Source organism: Bifidobacterium anseris (genome assembly GCF_002860345.1).
GTDB classification, from domain to species: domain Bacteria; phylum Actinomycetota; class Actinomycetes; order Actinomycetales; family Bifidobacteriaceae; genus Bifidobacterium; species Bifidobacterium anseris.
Genome location: NZ_NMYC01000005.1, coordinates 124349 through 138112 on the forward strand (window position 1 = coordinate 124349; position 13764 = coordinate 138112).

The window sequence follows — 13764 nt, forward strand, 5'->3', positions numbered from 1 at the left end:
CAGGGCAACCCGCTGCCAACCGGCTATCTGCGATTTTAGGGTGGGCCATTCCAGAGACTAAACCCCAAACCGTGCGGTTCTGAGCGCTTTTGCGCGCACGTGGTAGGTTTAAGGGCCTCTGCGACCCCGGTCTCCGAGGATACCCACCCTAAAATCGCGGATAGGGCCGCACGGGCCGCTCGGGGCGCCTGCTCAGAAGCTGAGCACCTCGACCAGACCGGAATCCAGACGGTAGCGAGCGCCTACGATCATCAGCTGCTCATGGGCGAGCGCCTCTCGGATGATCTCCGAATGCGTCACCAGATGCTCGATTGTGCGCGCGATGTTCACCTGCTCATAATCCTCGTTCGAATCGAGCCCCGCCATCTGCGCCTGCCAGACGGACAGGCCGACGTTCTTGAGGAACTGCGAATCGGAGGAGAGGATGACCTCGTCGAGGTCCTCCATCAGCTGTTCGCGCACCACCTCCGATTCGTGCTCGTCCTCCTTGGACAGCTTCTTCACGAGCGCGTCGAGTTCTTTGACGCCCTGCTCCACGGCCGCGCAATGCTGATGGCCGAGCACGACGAGCAGGCTCACATGCATCGTGCCGACCGCGTATTCGAGCGACTGCAGCACGGCGTCGTCGATGATCTGCCCGGCCGTGCGCACCGTGAACATGTCGCCCAGTCCCGCGTCGAAGATGATCTCCGGCGGCACGCGCGAATCTGAGCAGCTGAGCACGGCCGCATCCGGATTCTGCGCGTCAATGAGCGATTCGCGCGTCTCCTTGTCCTGCCATGGGTGTGTGGCGTTGCCTTCCGCGAATCGGCGGTTGCCGGCGAGCATGCGGCTCCATGTGCTGTTCGCGGTCGTCTCTTCGGTGTGCTCGGTCATCGTGTCTCCTCTGGTCGTCGCGGTTCGTGCGTTACGGTAAATCATAGGGTCTTTGTCATCAGCGGATTGTTCACCGTGCGCAATCGGCGCCTGCGCGCCGCCGTATGGGCGTGGCTCAAGGCGTTGCGATGCGGGCGTCGACGAGCGGCCGGACGCGGGGCTGCCTTGGGCGGCGTGGCTCGTGCCCCGCAAAGCCGGGTGGTTACGGTTTTGCGTCATCAAGGTAATGATTTTCCGACACGCCTAAATTTGTTTAGTAAAGTCGGTAAATGGTAGAGTATGTGACATGACCGGTGCAGCGCAGTACCGATCGCGACAACCGCAGAGCACGGCGTCGGGCATGACATCAGGAATGACGCCATGGTTCACGCCAGACATAACGTCGATATCGCAATGGAGAGAACGACATGACGAGTACATCCAGCGAGACGGCACCGCAGCCGCCGGTAATGTCATCAACGTCCATCAAGGAGCATGCCATGCAGAGCGCAATCGGAACCGGTCCGCAGGAGCAGGCGCAGCGCCGGCGCGCGCGGCGTCAGAAGATCTGCTTCGCCTTCGGCAACCTCGGCCAGTCCGCGTTCTACAACGCGATGAGCACCTTCTTCATGACCTACGTCACGACCGCGCTGTTCGTGCGCGTGGACAAGGACGTCGCGGCCCGCATGATCGCGCTGATCACGTCGTTGGTCGTCGTCATCCGCATCGCGGAGATCTTCCTCGACCCGATCATCGGCAACATCGTCGACAACACGCGCACGAAGTGGGGCCGTTTCCGTGTATGGCAGTTCATCGGCGGCATCGTGCCGTCCGTGCTGCTCGTCGTCATCTTCAGTGGTCTGTTCGGACTCGTCAACGTGAACACCACATGGTTCATCACGCTGTTCATCATCACCTTCGTCGCGCTCGACATCTTCTATTCGGCGCGTGACATCTCCTATTGGGGCATGATCCCGGCGCTGTCCAGCGACTCGCATGAGCGCGCGGTGTACACGTCGCTCGGCTCGCTGACCGGCTCGATTGGCTACAACGGCGTCACCGTCATCGTCATTCCGATCGTCAGCTACTTCACCTACCGTTTCACCGGCGAGTACGCGCAGGGGCAGTCCGGATGGACGGCCTTCGCCGTCATCATCGCCGTGCTCGGGCTGCTCACCGCCTGGTCCGTCGCGTTCGGCACCCGCGAAAGCTCGAGCAACCTGCGTACGAAGGAGGAGCATTGCGGTCCGCTGGACGCGTTCAAGGCCATCGGGCGCAACGACCAGCTGCTGTGGACCGCGCTGAGCTACCTGCTGTACGCCGTCGCCAACGTCGCCACGACCGGCGTGCTGTTCTACCAGTTCACCTATGTGCTCGGCACCCCCGAGCGCTTCGCGATCGCCGGCGTCATCCCGGTCGTCACCGGTCTCGTCACGACGCCGCTGTACCCGGTCCTGAACCGGCGCATTCCCCGCCGCTGGCTGTATGCCGCCGGCATGGCGCTGATGATCGCCGCGTATGCGATGTTCATCATGGCGCCACGTAACCTTGCGGTCGTGCTCGTCGCGCTGTGCCTGTTCTATCTGCCGCAGCAGACCATCCAGATGACCGCGATCCTGACGATGACCGATTCCATCGAATATGGCCAGCTCAAGACCGGCCGTCGCAACGAGGCGGTCACGTTGAGCGTGCGTCCGATGCTCGATAAGATCGCGGGCGCCTGCTCCAACGGCATCGTCGGCTTCGTGGCCGTCGCCGCCGGCATGGTCGGCACCGTGTCCGCCTCGGATATGACCTCCTCGAACATCCATACCTTCACGACCTGGGCGTACATCATCCCGTCCGCCGGCATCGTGCTCAGCCTGCTCGTCTTCCTGCTCACCGTCCGCATCGACGAGAAGAAGCATGAGGAGATCGTCGAGCAGCTCGAGGCCGAACTCGCCGAGAGCAGCGACGTCAACGCCTGACATCCGATATCCGATACCGATCAGAAAGGAACAATCATGACCGCATGCGAAAGCCCGATCGCCACCAAGCCGCGCCGCGTCCACCGTTGGCCGCAGCCGCTGCCCGGCAACGATGCGCGGATCTGGTACGGCGCAGACTACAACCCCGACCAGTGGCCGGAGGAATACTGGGACGAGGACGTGCGCCTGATGACGCAGGCCGGCGTCAACATCGTCTCGCTGGCGATCTTCTCGTGGGCCAACATCGAGCCCGAGGACGGCGTCTTCGCCTTCGACTGGCTCGATCGCATCATCGCGAAGCTCTATGCGGCCGGCATCGCCGTCGATTTGGCATCGGGCACGGCCTCGCCGCCGATGTGGCTGACCGCCAAGCATCCCGAAGTGCTGCCTCGCGACGAGCGCGGCGACGTCGTCTGGCCCGGCGCCCGCCAGCACTGGCGTCCGACGAGCCCGGCGTTCCGCGAGTATGCGCTGCGTCTGTGCCGGCGGATGGCCGACCATTACCGCGACAACCCCGCCATCGTCTCCTGGCATGTGAGCAACGAGTACGGCTGCCATAACCGCTTCGACTATTCGGACGACGCGATGCGCGCGTTCCAGGATTGGTGCCGCGCGAAGTACGGCACGATCGACGCCGTCAACGAGGCATGGGGCGCGAACTTCTGGTCGCAGCGCCTCAACGGGTTCGACGAGATCCTGCCGCCGCGCTACATCGGCGACGGCAACTTCACGAATCCGGGGCGTCTGCTCGACTACAAGCGCTTCAGCTCGGACGCGCTCAAGGAGTTCTTCTGCGCCGAGCGCGACGTGCTGGCTTCAATCACGCCGGACATCCCGATCACGACGAACTTCATGGTCAACTCGTCGGAGAGCACGATGGACTATGACGATTGGGGCCGCGAAGTCGATTTCGTCTCGAACGACCATTACTTCACGCCGGGCTCATGGCATCTCGACGAGATGGCGTATTCGTCGTCGCATGTGGACGGCATCTCACGCAAGGAACCGTGGTTCCTGATGGAGCAGTCCACGTCCGCCGTCAATTGGCGCGGGCTCAACCCGCGCAAGGAGCCAGGACAGCTGGTGCGTGATTCGCTGCTCCATCTGGCGATGGGCGCGGACGCTATCTGCTACTTCCAGTGGCGGCAATCGCGCGCCGGGGCCGAGAAGTTCCATTCGGCGATGCTGCCGGTCGCAGGCGAGGATTCGCGGATCTACCGCGATGTGTGCGAGCTGGGCTCCTATCTGCACGATCTGGCGGACGTCGTCGGATCGAAGGTGACCGATTCGCCGGTCGCCATCGTCTACGACGTCGAATCGGTATGGGCTGCTGAGCACACGACGGTGCCGAACCAAGCGGTGCAGGGGTGGAGCGAGCCTTTGGACTGGTTCGGCGCGTTCGCGGAATACGGCATCCGCGCCGACGTGACGCCGGTGCATGGCGATTGGGACACGCATGAGGTGGTCGTCATCCCGTGCGTCTATCTGTTCGGCGATGAAACCGCCTCGCGTCTGCGCGACTTCGTGGCGCGGGGCGGCAAGGCGATCGTGACCTATTACAGTGCGATCGCCGACGAGCATGATCGTCTGCTACTGGGAGGATGGCCCGGACTCATCGGCGATGTAGCCGGCGTGCGCGTCGAGGAGCACTGCCCGTTGGGCGATCGGTTCGCCGGTGCACTTGACCATCTGGATGTCAGCAATGGCGCCGTCGTGCATGACCTCGCCGATGTCATCACGTCGGTCGCCCCCGACACGCAGGTGCTTGCGACCTTCGAGGCCGATGCCGTGACCGGCATGGACGGGCGCCCCGCCATCACCGTCCATCCGTATGGCGACGGCATGACGGGCTATGTGGGCGGACGGTTCGGCAAGGACGGCATCGCGGCGAGCCTGCCGCAGCTATTCGCCGCGATGGACTTGTTCCCGGATGCCGCTGCGGCGGACGGCGACGTGCTGCGTGTGACCCGCGCGCAGGCGGACGGCAGGGCATACGAATTCGTGTTCAACCGTCGGCGTGAGTCGGTCACCGTTGATGTGCCGCGCGGCGAGGCGGCGGTCATGTACCGTGCGGAATCGAACGGCGCCACGGCGGTGCTGCGACCCAACGGCGCGATCGTGATCCGCCGCTGATCGGCGCGCGGACGCCGGCATGGTGACCGTGGGCGGGTGCGATGTCACGGCTCGCACACACCCACGGTCACCATGCCCCGCGCGCCATGAGGCGCTATGATTGGTAAAGTAGTTTACTAATCAGGGATGCTGAGCGGAGTGAGGTGACGATGGCGACGCGTAAGGAGATCGCCGCATTGGCGGGAGTGTCGCAGGCCACGGTGTCCCGTGTGCTGAACGGGGATGCTTCGTTCAAGATCAAGCCGGAGACCCGACGGCGCATCATGCGGGCGGCGGCCCAACTGGGGTTCGCCAATGTGCCGATGCGCACCATCGCCGTGCTTGACGTGCATCCACAGGTGGAAGGACTCGAAGACGAGTATTTCCAAGCGCTGCGCAAGGAGGTGGAGCAGGTGGTGCGCGATCAGGGGATGACGCTCACCTACTTCGAGGATGCGGCGCAGCTCGTCGCCGGAGCCGATGATTATGACGGATTCCTCGCAATCGGTCCGGGACTGATCGAGCCCGAGGATCTGGAGCGGTTGCATGAATCGTTGCCGTACGGGGTGTTCATGGACACGAATCCGGCTCCGGCCTGGTTCGATTCGGTCCAACCTGATCTGAGCCAATGCATGCTGGACGCGTTGGACGCCTTCATCGATGCGGGGCGTCGGCGCATCGGGTTCATCGGCGGCTGCGGGCTGCTCATGGGCCTGCACAGCTACAAGGAGGACATCCGCTCGATGGCGTTCGTCGATTGGAGCGAGCGGCTGGGGCTCGACAATCGCGATCTCGTCTACGCCCATGGGCCCGTCACCGTGGACAACGGGCGGGCATTGGCCGAGCGCATGCTGGAGGAACATCCCGAAGGCGACCGGCCGGACGCCATCATCGTGGCGACCGACCCGATGGCCGTCGGCGTGCTGCAGGCCTTCGCGAGCGCAGGGGTGAAGGTGCCGGATGATATCGCCGTCATCAGCGTGAACAATCTGCCGATCGCGCAGTATACGGCGCCTCCGCTGACCACCTTCGACATCGACCAGCACGAGCTGGTGCATGCGGGGCTGGAGACGCTCAAGGACGCGATCGCGCGCAATCGCACCTGCCGCCATCATCTGCTGATTTCGGCCGCATTGGTGCCCCGGGAGAGCTTCACCCCCGCATTTGGGTGACGGAGGGCGGACTCCGTCGGCCGCCGTGGGGTCATGCGTTAAGGTACATCATGGAAGTTTTGAATACAGCGCGCGTTCCGGTGCGCGCAATTGCAGGAGGTGGCGATGGCCGACCGCAAGAGTGCGAAACGCCCATCGATGTTTGAGGTTGCGAAACTTGCGGGTGTGAGCCATCAGACCGTTTCGCGGGTCATCAACGATTCCCCGAACGTTGCGCCGGCCACGCGTGAGAAGGTCGAACGTGCGATTGCCGCATTGGGGTACCGGCCCAGCAACTCCGCGCGTTCGCTGGCGTCGAACCGTACGCGCACGATCGGCATGATCGCCGGCGGCCAGCGGTTTTACGGCCCGGTGAGCGCGTTGGCGTCGATTGAGGCGACCGCCCGTGAGCACGGCATGTTCGTCTCGGTGGCGATGGTGCATGAGGCGGAGTGCGCGCAAGCGGAGTTCGATGACCTGTGCGGCATGTTCATGGAGCAGGGCGTCGACGCGTTCATCTTCCTGACGCCCACCGACGAGATGTTCAAGGTAGCGTGCCAGTCGCAGGTGAGCCAGCCGTGCGTGGTCATCGCCTCGTCACACGGCGACGTGAGCGTGAGTGAGGGTCTGCGCATGTTCAATGCGCGCCAACGCAGACATGTCTCGCTGGTAGGCATAGACCAGTGGGGCGGCATGGCGTCGGTGATGCGGCTCATACGCAAGCACGGGCATCGCAACGTGTTGTTCTTCGCGGGGCCTGAGCAGTGGCGTGACGCCAGCACGCGCCTGATGGCGTGGAACAAGCTGTGTGCGGAGAACACAGTGAACTCGGTGACGGTGCAGTGCGGCGACTGGGAATCCGCCGACGCCTACCGGCGCATGAACCACATCCTCGACAATATCGGCTCGAACGGCGGTCGTCTGCCCACCTGCGCGGTGTGCTCGAACGATGTGATGGCGATCGGCGTGATCCGTGCGTTGCTTGAGCATGGCGTGCGCGTGCCCGACGACATGAGCGTGACCGGCTTCGACGACATGCCCGGCATGAGCAACCTGTACCCGCCGCTGACCACAGTGCGGCAGGATTTCGACGACCTGGGCGTCATGGCGATGAAGGAGGCGTTGTTCCTCATGGGTGAGGGGGACGAACCGGGCTACCCGAACTCACAGCATGGCGTGGGGCTGGCGTCGGCCGATCTGATTGTGCGGCAGTCCGTGCGTGCGGCGCGGCGCAGGTGAGGGATGATATGCGCATCATCGTAGGCGGGTCATGCACCACTGTACGCGACCGCCCATATGGGAGAGAATCGCGAATCAGTTTGCCGGGCATTGCTCGTTTTCGAACACTTGGCGTTATTTGGATGAATCTGGTCTGAGGCGTCGGATTTCATGCTCCGGCCGGGCGTCGCATCGGCGCCTTATCGTTTGTCGATATTGCGTAGACGTCCCGCCGGAGCGTCGCTGGAACCAACCGTCCAAGCAATATGGGCGGTGACGATGAACATTGCCATGCCGGTTACCGGATAGCCGCCTAGGCGTTCTGCGGGATTAATGGGACGAAGCTGTCCGGCTTCAACAGGACGCCGTCAATGGGGAATCGGAACACGAGCGCGATAGCGATCAGGCCGTCCGCGATATGGCCATGAAGGAGGCGCGGCCCCTCATGGGTGAGAAGGACGAGCCAGATTGCCCAAACTTCACGGCAGGGCGTGGGCCTTATGTCGCTCGGCTTGATCGTGCCGGTCGGTGCGCGGTCCCACATCGCTGATGCGGGAAGGACGTTCAAATTACGGGCAACCTCGCAAGAACTTCTTTCGGTTTTTGCAATGTCTTGTTTTTCAATGGTTGTTAACGCGAACTTTTCTCTGAGTGCGCGGTGTGTCGAGGTTTTGTTCGCGCTAACATTCTTCATGTCAGCACATCTGAACCGAGGACTCACAAGGCGCGTAGAGGAGGCGAGTGACGTCGGTCGCAACTGTTCAAGTTGAGCGAAGGAGCGAACATGGACAACACAATTCCCGCTGCGCGGGAAACCAAGCGCGAAGGGTCGATGAAATACGTCGTCATCCTTGCGTTGAGCGCCGGTATGGCAGGTCTGCTGTACGGGTATGATACGGTCAGCATCTCCGGCGCCATTGAATTCCTTTCCGCCCATTACGGTCTTTCCGCCGCGATGCAGGGGCTCGTGATCTCATCGATCATGATCGGTGGTGTGGCCGGCGTCGGAGTCTCGGGATTCCTCGCGGACAAGATAGGCCGCCGCAAGGTGTTGCTCATCGGCGCCGCCTTTTTCTTTGTCTCGGCATTGGCATCTGCGTTCACTTACGATCCGACGTCGCTCATCGTCACACGCATCGTCGGCGGCGTCGGCATTGGCCTGGCTTCCGCGCTCGCAATCACCTATATCACTGAATGCGCGCCTACGAAGTACCGTGGCACGTTGAGTTCCGCCTATCAGCTGCTCACGATCCTCGGCCTTTTCCTGACCAATCTCATCGATTTCTTCATCGCGAATGCGGGCACGCATCTGTGGGGTGAGAATGTGGGCTGGCGTTGGATGCTCGGCATCGGCGCGATCCCTGCTGCCATCTTCTTCATCGCCCTGTTCCTGTCCCCTGAGAGTCCGCGCTTCCTGCTTCAGCAAGGCAAGACGAAGGAGGGCTTCGAGATTCTCGAGCGCATTGGAGGCACCGATGACGCGAAGGCACAGGTCTCTTCGATCGAGAAGTCGCTCGAAGAGGAGAAGGGCTCCACATTCCGCGATCTGTTCCGTAAGCCGCTGCTTTATGCACTGCTTGTCGGCATCTTCCTTGCGATCTTCAACCAAGCGGTCGGTCAGAACACAATCTCCTATTATGGGCCGACGATGTTTGCATCGATCGGTTTCGAGAACAATGGGGAATTCATCGTATCGACCGTCGTCGGCGCCGTCGAGCTGCTGTTCGCGTTCGTCGGTATGGCGCTCATTGACAGGCTCGGGCGCAAACCGCTCATGCAGTCGGGTGCGTTCCTGATGGGCGTGTTCACAGTGCTTATGGCGCTCACCTACGGCATGCACTGGGATGGCATCTGGATGCTCGTGTTCGCTTGCGGGTTCATCGCTGCCTTTGCCTATTCGATGGGGCCGGTGACATGGGTGATGATTCCAGAACTGTTCCCGACCTATCTGCGTGGCCGCGCCGCTGGGATCTGCACCGTGTTCCTGTGGGGCATTAACTTCTGCATTGGCCAGTTCACGCCGATGATGTTCGCTCACTGGGGGTGGCGGCGGCATGTTCGCATTCTTCGCGGCGCTCGATTTCATCTGTTTCCTCGGCGTAACCTTCCTCGTTCCCGAGACGAAGGGCAAGAGCCTCGAGGAGATCGAGGGCTACTGGAAGCTCAAGGCGGCCGGCAGGGCCAAGTGAGCGCACGGATCGAATCGTAAAGGAGCAAGCATCATGCAGCATATGACGGATAGCAAGGACGCAATCGCCGAGAAGATCCGCGATGGACGCACATCGCTCGGCATCGAGTTCGGATCGACGCGCATCAAGGCGGTGCTCATAGACGATGAGCGCAACGTCATCGAGACCGGCGACTACGGATGGCAGTCGCATATGGTCGACGGTCTGTGGACGTATGACGTCGACAAGATCTGGCGCGGGCTGCAGAGCGTCTACGCCGACGTCGCCGACCGCGTCGAGGCGGACTATGGGCTCAAGCTCACGCGCATCGGCCAGATCGGTTTCTCCGCGATGATGCATGGCTATCTTGCGTTCGACAAGGACGGTAAGCTGCTCGTGCCGTTCCGCACATGGCAGAACACGAACACGAGCGAGGCACATGACCGCCTTTCACAGCTGTTCCAGTACAACATCCCCGAGCGCTGGTCGATCGCGCACCTGTACCAGACGGTCCTCGACGGCGAGCCCCATGTGTCGTCGGTGTGCTACTTCACGACGCTCGCTGGCTACGTGCATTGGAAGCTTACGGGGCGCAAGGTCCTCGGCGTCGGCGACGCCTCCGGCATGTTCCCGATCGATCCGGAGACGAAGACCTACGAACGCGCGTTCATTGAACGGTTCGACGCGCTCCCCGAAGTCGCCGCACAGCCGTGGAAGCTTGAGGACCTGTTGCCCGAACCTCTTGTCGCGGGTGCACCCGCTGGCGTGCTCACGGCCGAAGGCGCCGCATTGCTCGACCCCTCGGGCGCCCTGCAGCCGGGCGTCGTGCTCGCGCCGCCGGAGGGCGACGCCGGAACGGGTATGGTCGCGACGAATGCGGTGCGCCGCCGCACCGGCAACGTCTCCGCAGGCACGTCGATCTTTGCGACCGTCGTACTCGAACACAAGCTGTCGGCGCTGCGGCCCGAAGTCGACCTCGTGACAACGCCCGCGGGCGATCTCGCCGGTATGAGCCATGCGAACAACTTCACGTCCGATCTCAACGCATGGATCAGCCTGTTCCGTGAGTTCGCGCAGATCAACTGCTGCTCGATCGATGCGGCTGATCTGTATGGTGAACTGTTCCGTTGCGCAATTAGCGACGACGCCGATCCAGACGCCGGAGGGATGCTCGCTTACCCGTTCCGCACCGGCGAGTTCCTTGCTGGACTCGCCGAGGGGCGTCCGCTGTTCGTCCGCGAGCCGGAGGCGCGCTTCAACCTTGCGAACTTTATGCGTGCACAGCTCTTCGGCGCGTTCTCGCCCGTCACGATCGGCATGAACGTCATGACGCAGGACGAGGGCGTGCAGATCGATTCGCTCGTTGGCCACGGCGGTATCTTCGCGACGCCGGTCGTCGCGCAGCGCATCCTCGCGGCCGCGTTCAATACGCCTATCCGCGTCATGACGACCGCATCTGAAGGGGGCGCGTGGGGCATGGCCGTGCTCGCTGACTATTTGCAGCATGCCGGAATGCCGCTCGCCGATTACCTTGACGATATCGTATTCGCCGACGCGCAGTCGGAGACCGAGGAGCCGGATCCGGTCGATGTCGACGGATTCCGCAGGTTCTTCGCGCGGTTCGTCGAGGCGCTCCCGGTTGAACGGGATGCGGTCGACCATATGCCGATAGGCGCGCGGTAATCGTCTCGGCCTTTTCCCCAAAAACGGCACCACCAGATAGCACATCCAGCAATCGAACATCGAAAGGAACAATTATGGCAACGCTTGCGGATTACGGTCCCGAAGTACGAGCGGAAGTCAAGCAGGTACGCGAAGTGGTCGCGGCCCTGCACGAACAGCTCATCAAGTGGAACCTCGTCGTGTGGACGGCGGGCAACGTCTCACAACGGCTGCGCACGGCCGACCTCATGGTCATCAAACCGTCGGGACTGCGGTACGAATACCTGACGCCAAGCTCGATGGTCGTGTGCGACCTCGATGGCAACGTCGTCGACGGTGCGGAATCGCCGTCGTCGGATACCGCGTCGCACGCGTACATCTACCGGCATATGCCGGACGTGTACGGCGTCGTGCACACGCACTCGACGTACGCGACCGCTTGGGCGGCGACGGGGCAGAACATCCCATGCGGCTTGACGATGATGGGCGATGAATTCGGCGGCGATGTGCCGGTCGGTCCGTTCCGTCTTATCGGATCCGAGGCGATCGGCGAAGGCGTCGTCGAAACGCTCAGGAAGTACCCGAAGTCGCCTGCGGTGCTCATGCAGAATCACGGGCCGTTCACCATCGGCAAGGATGCAGAGGCGGCCGTCAAGGCAGCCGCGATGACCGAGGAAGTCGCACATACGATGTGGGCGGCCCGGCAGATCGGCGACATCATCCCGATCGCGCAGGCGGACATCGACAAGCTCAATGACCGGTACCAGAACGTGTACGGACAGCACTGAGCGAACCGTTCCCTGTGGATATCCGTTCCCCGAGGATATCCACAGCGCAATCCACAACCATGCACAGTGCGCTGCGGAAATCCCCAATCAATCCACAACAACAACCAACCAACCCAACACCACAGTGAAGTGAGAAAACACCATGGCAATGGAGAACCCATTCGAAGGCAAGGAAATCTGGTTCGGCGTCGGCTCGCAGGACCTGTACGGCGAGGAAGCGCTGCGTCAGGTCGCGCAGCAGTCGACCGAAATCGTCGACGCGCTCAACGCGAGCGGCCGCATCCCCGTCAAGCTCGTGCTCAAGCCAACGCTGAAATCATCGGACGGTGTGCGCCGCTTCATGGTCGACGCCTCCGCTGACGACAACTGCATCGGCGTCATCACATGGATGCACACGTTCTCGCCGGCGAAGATGTGGATCCGCGGTCTCGAAGCGCTCAAGAAGCCGCTCCTGCAGCTCAATACGCAGCACCATTTCGAGATCCCGTGGAACACGATCGACATGGACTTCATGAACCTCAACCAGGCCGCGCACGGCGACCGTGAATACGGGTACATCGTCACGCGCCTCGGCATCCCGCGCAAGATCGTCGTCGGCCACTACACCGACCCCGCGGTCGCCGACAAGATCGGCGTGTGGGCGCGCGCATGCGCCGGGTGGCAGGCATCGAACACGATGAACGTGATGCGTTGGGGCGACAACATGCGTAACGTCGCCGTGACGGAAGGCGACAAGACCGAGGCCGAGCGCGTGTTCGGCGCCTCGATCAACACCTGGGCCGTTAACGAGCTTGTCGCCGCCTATGACGCGGTCAAGGAGGATCAGGTCAAGGACCTCATCGAGGACTACAAGGCGAAGTACGAGATCGCGCCCGAGCTGCTGGACAAGGACTATGATTCGCTGTTCATCGCCGCGCGCGAGGAGTGCGCGATGGTGAACATGATGCGCGCCAACAACTGCACGGCCGGCGTCGACAACTTCGAGGACCTGGGCGCCCTGCCGCAGCTGCCTGGTGTGGGTCCGCAGCGCTTCCCCTCGGAGTACGGCTGGGGCTTCTCCGCCGAAGGCGACTGGAAGACGGCGGTGCTCGTGCGCATCGGCGCGGTGATGGGCTACGGCCTCGACGGCGGCGCCTCGCTCATGGAGGACTACTCCTACAACTTCACGCCCGGCAACGAGATGATCATGGGGTCGCACATGCTCGAAGTCTCGCCGTCGGTCGGCACGATCGCCAAGCCTCGTCTGGAGATCCACCCGCTCGGCATCGGCGGCAAGGCCGACCCCGTGCGCCTCGTGTTCACCGTGGCGCCGAAGCAGGATGCGGTCGTCGTGTCGCTTGCCGACGTTCGTACTCGATTCCGCATGCTGATGAACGTCGTCGACGTCGTCAAACCGCTCGGTTCGCTCGACAAGCTGCCGTGCGCGCGTGCGCTGTGGAAGCCCGAGCCGAGCCTCGAGGTCTCCGCCGAATGCTGGCTGCGCGCGGGCGGCTCGCACCACACGTGCATGACGACCTCGGTCGGACGTGAGGCGTGGGAGGACTTCGCGCGCATCGCAGGCGTCGAACTCGCGACGATCGACGCGGAGACGACGCCCCGCGCATTCGCGCGCGAACTCGAGATCGAGGACATGTACCACGAACTCGCGAACCGCCACTGACCAATCATCAGTGGTATCGATAATCAAATAACTGAACTCCTTTCTTCTCCTTCCTTCCCCTCGGCGGTGCGCCGACGTCCACAACGGGCGTCGGCGCACCGCCTTTTCCCGTACACGGGAGCTTCGTATGCGGTGCTAGCATCGGCAGATAGAGAAACGACAAAACGAACCACCGACGGACCA

General features: G+C 62.6%; 10 protein-coding genes. 8 read left to right on the forward strand and 2 right to left on the reverse strand.

The features are described 5' to 3' along the window. Positions 1-192: 192 nt before the first annotated feature. Positions 193-876: a carbonic anhydrase gene (locus CGZ88_RS05680; protein ID WP_243390089.1), complete on the reverse strand. Its 684-nt coding sequence runs from the start codon at positions 874-876 to the stop codon at positions 193-195. A 479-nt stretch (positions 877-1355) separates the two neighbouring features. Between CGZ88_RS05680 and CGZ88_RS05685 the strand changes: the two genes are divergently transcribed. From CGZ88_RS05685 to CGZ88_RS05700, 4 genes are all read left to right on the forward strand, one after another. Continuing rightward, on the forward strand, positions 1356-2822 hold the full coding sequence (locus CGZ88_RS05685; RefSeq protein WP_024540357.1) for a glycoside-pentoside-hexuronide (GPH):cation symporter: 1467 nt from the start codon (positions 1356-1358) through the stop codon (positions 2820-2822). A 36-nt stretch (positions 2823-2858) separates the two neighbouring features. Further along, positions 2859-4955: a beta-galactosidase gene (locus tag CGZ88_RS05690; RefSeq protein WP_101671339.1), complete on the forward strand. Its 2097-nt coding sequence runs from the start codon at positions 2859-2861 to the stop codon at positions 4953-4955. A gap of 149 nt (positions 4956-5104) precedes the next feature. Beyond that, the gene (locus CGZ88_RS05695; protein WP_101671340.1) at positions 5105-6106 is read left to right on the forward strand and encodes a LacI family DNA-binding transcriptional regulator; all 1002 of its coding nucleotides are present in this window, start codon (positions 5105-5107) and stop codon (positions 6104-6106) included. A 105-nt stretch (positions 6107-6211) separates the two neighbouring features. Further along, complete coding sequence (locus CGZ88_RS05700) at positions 6212-7324, forward strand: LacI family DNA-binding transcriptional regulator (RefSeq protein ID WP_101671341.1); 1113 nt, start codon at positions 6212-6214, stop codon at positions 7322-7324. 292 nt (positions 7325-7616) lie between these two features. Here the strand turns inward: CGZ88_RS05700 and CGZ88_RS08885 are convergent, their stop codons facing one another. Further along, positions 7617-7997 carry a hypothetical protein gene (locus CGZ88_RS08885; protein WP_133120908.1) on the reverse strand — a complete coding sequence of 127 codons (381 nt, stop codon included), beginning with the start codon at positions 7995-7997 and terminating at the stop codon, positions 7617-7619. Between the two features lie 90 nt (positions 7998-8087). Here CGZ88_RS08885 and CGZ88_RS05710 point away from each other — a divergent pair, with 90 nt between their 5' ends. The 4 genes from CGZ88_RS05710 (at position 8088) to araA (ending at position 13581) form a co-directional block, all read left to right on the forward strand. Beyond that, positions 8088-9512, forward strand: a complete 1425-nt coding sequence (locus tag CGZ88_RS05710) for a sugar porter family MFS transporter (protein WP_133120909.1) — start codon at positions 8088-8090, stop codon at positions 9510-9512. 22 nt (positions 9513-9534) lie between these two features. Beyond that, positions 9535-11154: a xylulokinase gene (locus CGZ88_RS05715; protein WP_101671583.1), complete on the forward strand. Its 1620-nt coding sequence runs from the start codon at positions 9535-9537 to the stop codon at positions 11152-11154. A gap of 74 nt (positions 11155-11228) precedes the next feature. Beyond that, complete coding sequence (locus CGZ88_RS05720) at positions 11229-11921, forward strand: L-ribulose-5-phosphate 4-epimerase (RefSeq protein ID WP_026644887.1); 693 nt, start codon at positions 11229-11231, stop codon at positions 11919-11921. A gap of 142 nt (positions 11922-12063) precedes the next feature. Continuing rightward, entirely contained in the window at positions 12064-13581 is a 1518-nt protein-coding gene (araA, locus tag CGZ88_RS05725; RefSeq protein ID WP_101671342.1) for an L-arabinose isomerase, read from the forward strand. Positions 13582-13764 lie beyond the last annotated feature (183 nt).

Coding starts and splice junctions, on each gene's coding strand:
- CGZ88_RS05715 (WP_101671583.1), top strand. CDS start 9,535: ATGACGGATAGCAAGGACGCAATCGCCGAGAAGATCCGCGATGGACGC.
- CGZ88_RS05685 (WP_024540357.1), top strand. CDS start 1,356: ATGCAGAGCGCAATCGGAACCGGTCCGCAGGAGCAGGCGCAGCGCCGG.
- CGZ88_RS05690 (WP_101671339.1), top strand. CDS start 2,859: ATGACCGCATGCGAAAGCCCGATCGCCACCAAGCCGCGCCGCGTCCAC.
- CGZ88_RS05700 (WP_101671341.1), top strand. CDS start 6,212: ATGGCCGACCGCAAGAGTGCGAAACGCCCATCGATGTTTGAGGTTGCG.
- araA (WP_101671342.1), top strand. CDS start 12,064: ATGGCAATGGAGAACCCATTCGAAGGCAAGGAAATCTGGTTCGGCGTC.
- CGZ88_RS05710 (WP_133120909.1), top strand. CDS start 8,088: ATGGACAACACAATTCCCGCTGCGCGGGAAACCAAGCGCGAAGGGTCG.
- CGZ88_RS05720 (WP_026644887.1), top strand. CDS start 11,229: ATGGCAACGCTTGCGGATTACGGTCCCGAAGTACGAGCGGAAGTCAAG.
- CGZ88_RS08885 (WP_133120908.1), bottom strand. CDS start 7,997: ATGAAGAATGTTAGCGCGAACAAAACCTCGACACACCGCGCACTCAGA.
- CGZ88_RS05680 (WP_243390089.1), bottom strand. CDS start 876: ATGACCGAGCACACCGAAGAGACGACCGCGAACAGCACATGGAGCCGC.
- CGZ88_RS05695 (WP_101671340.1), top strand. CDS start 5,105: ATGGCGACGCGTAAGGAGATCGCCGCATTGGCGGGAGTGTCGCAGGCC.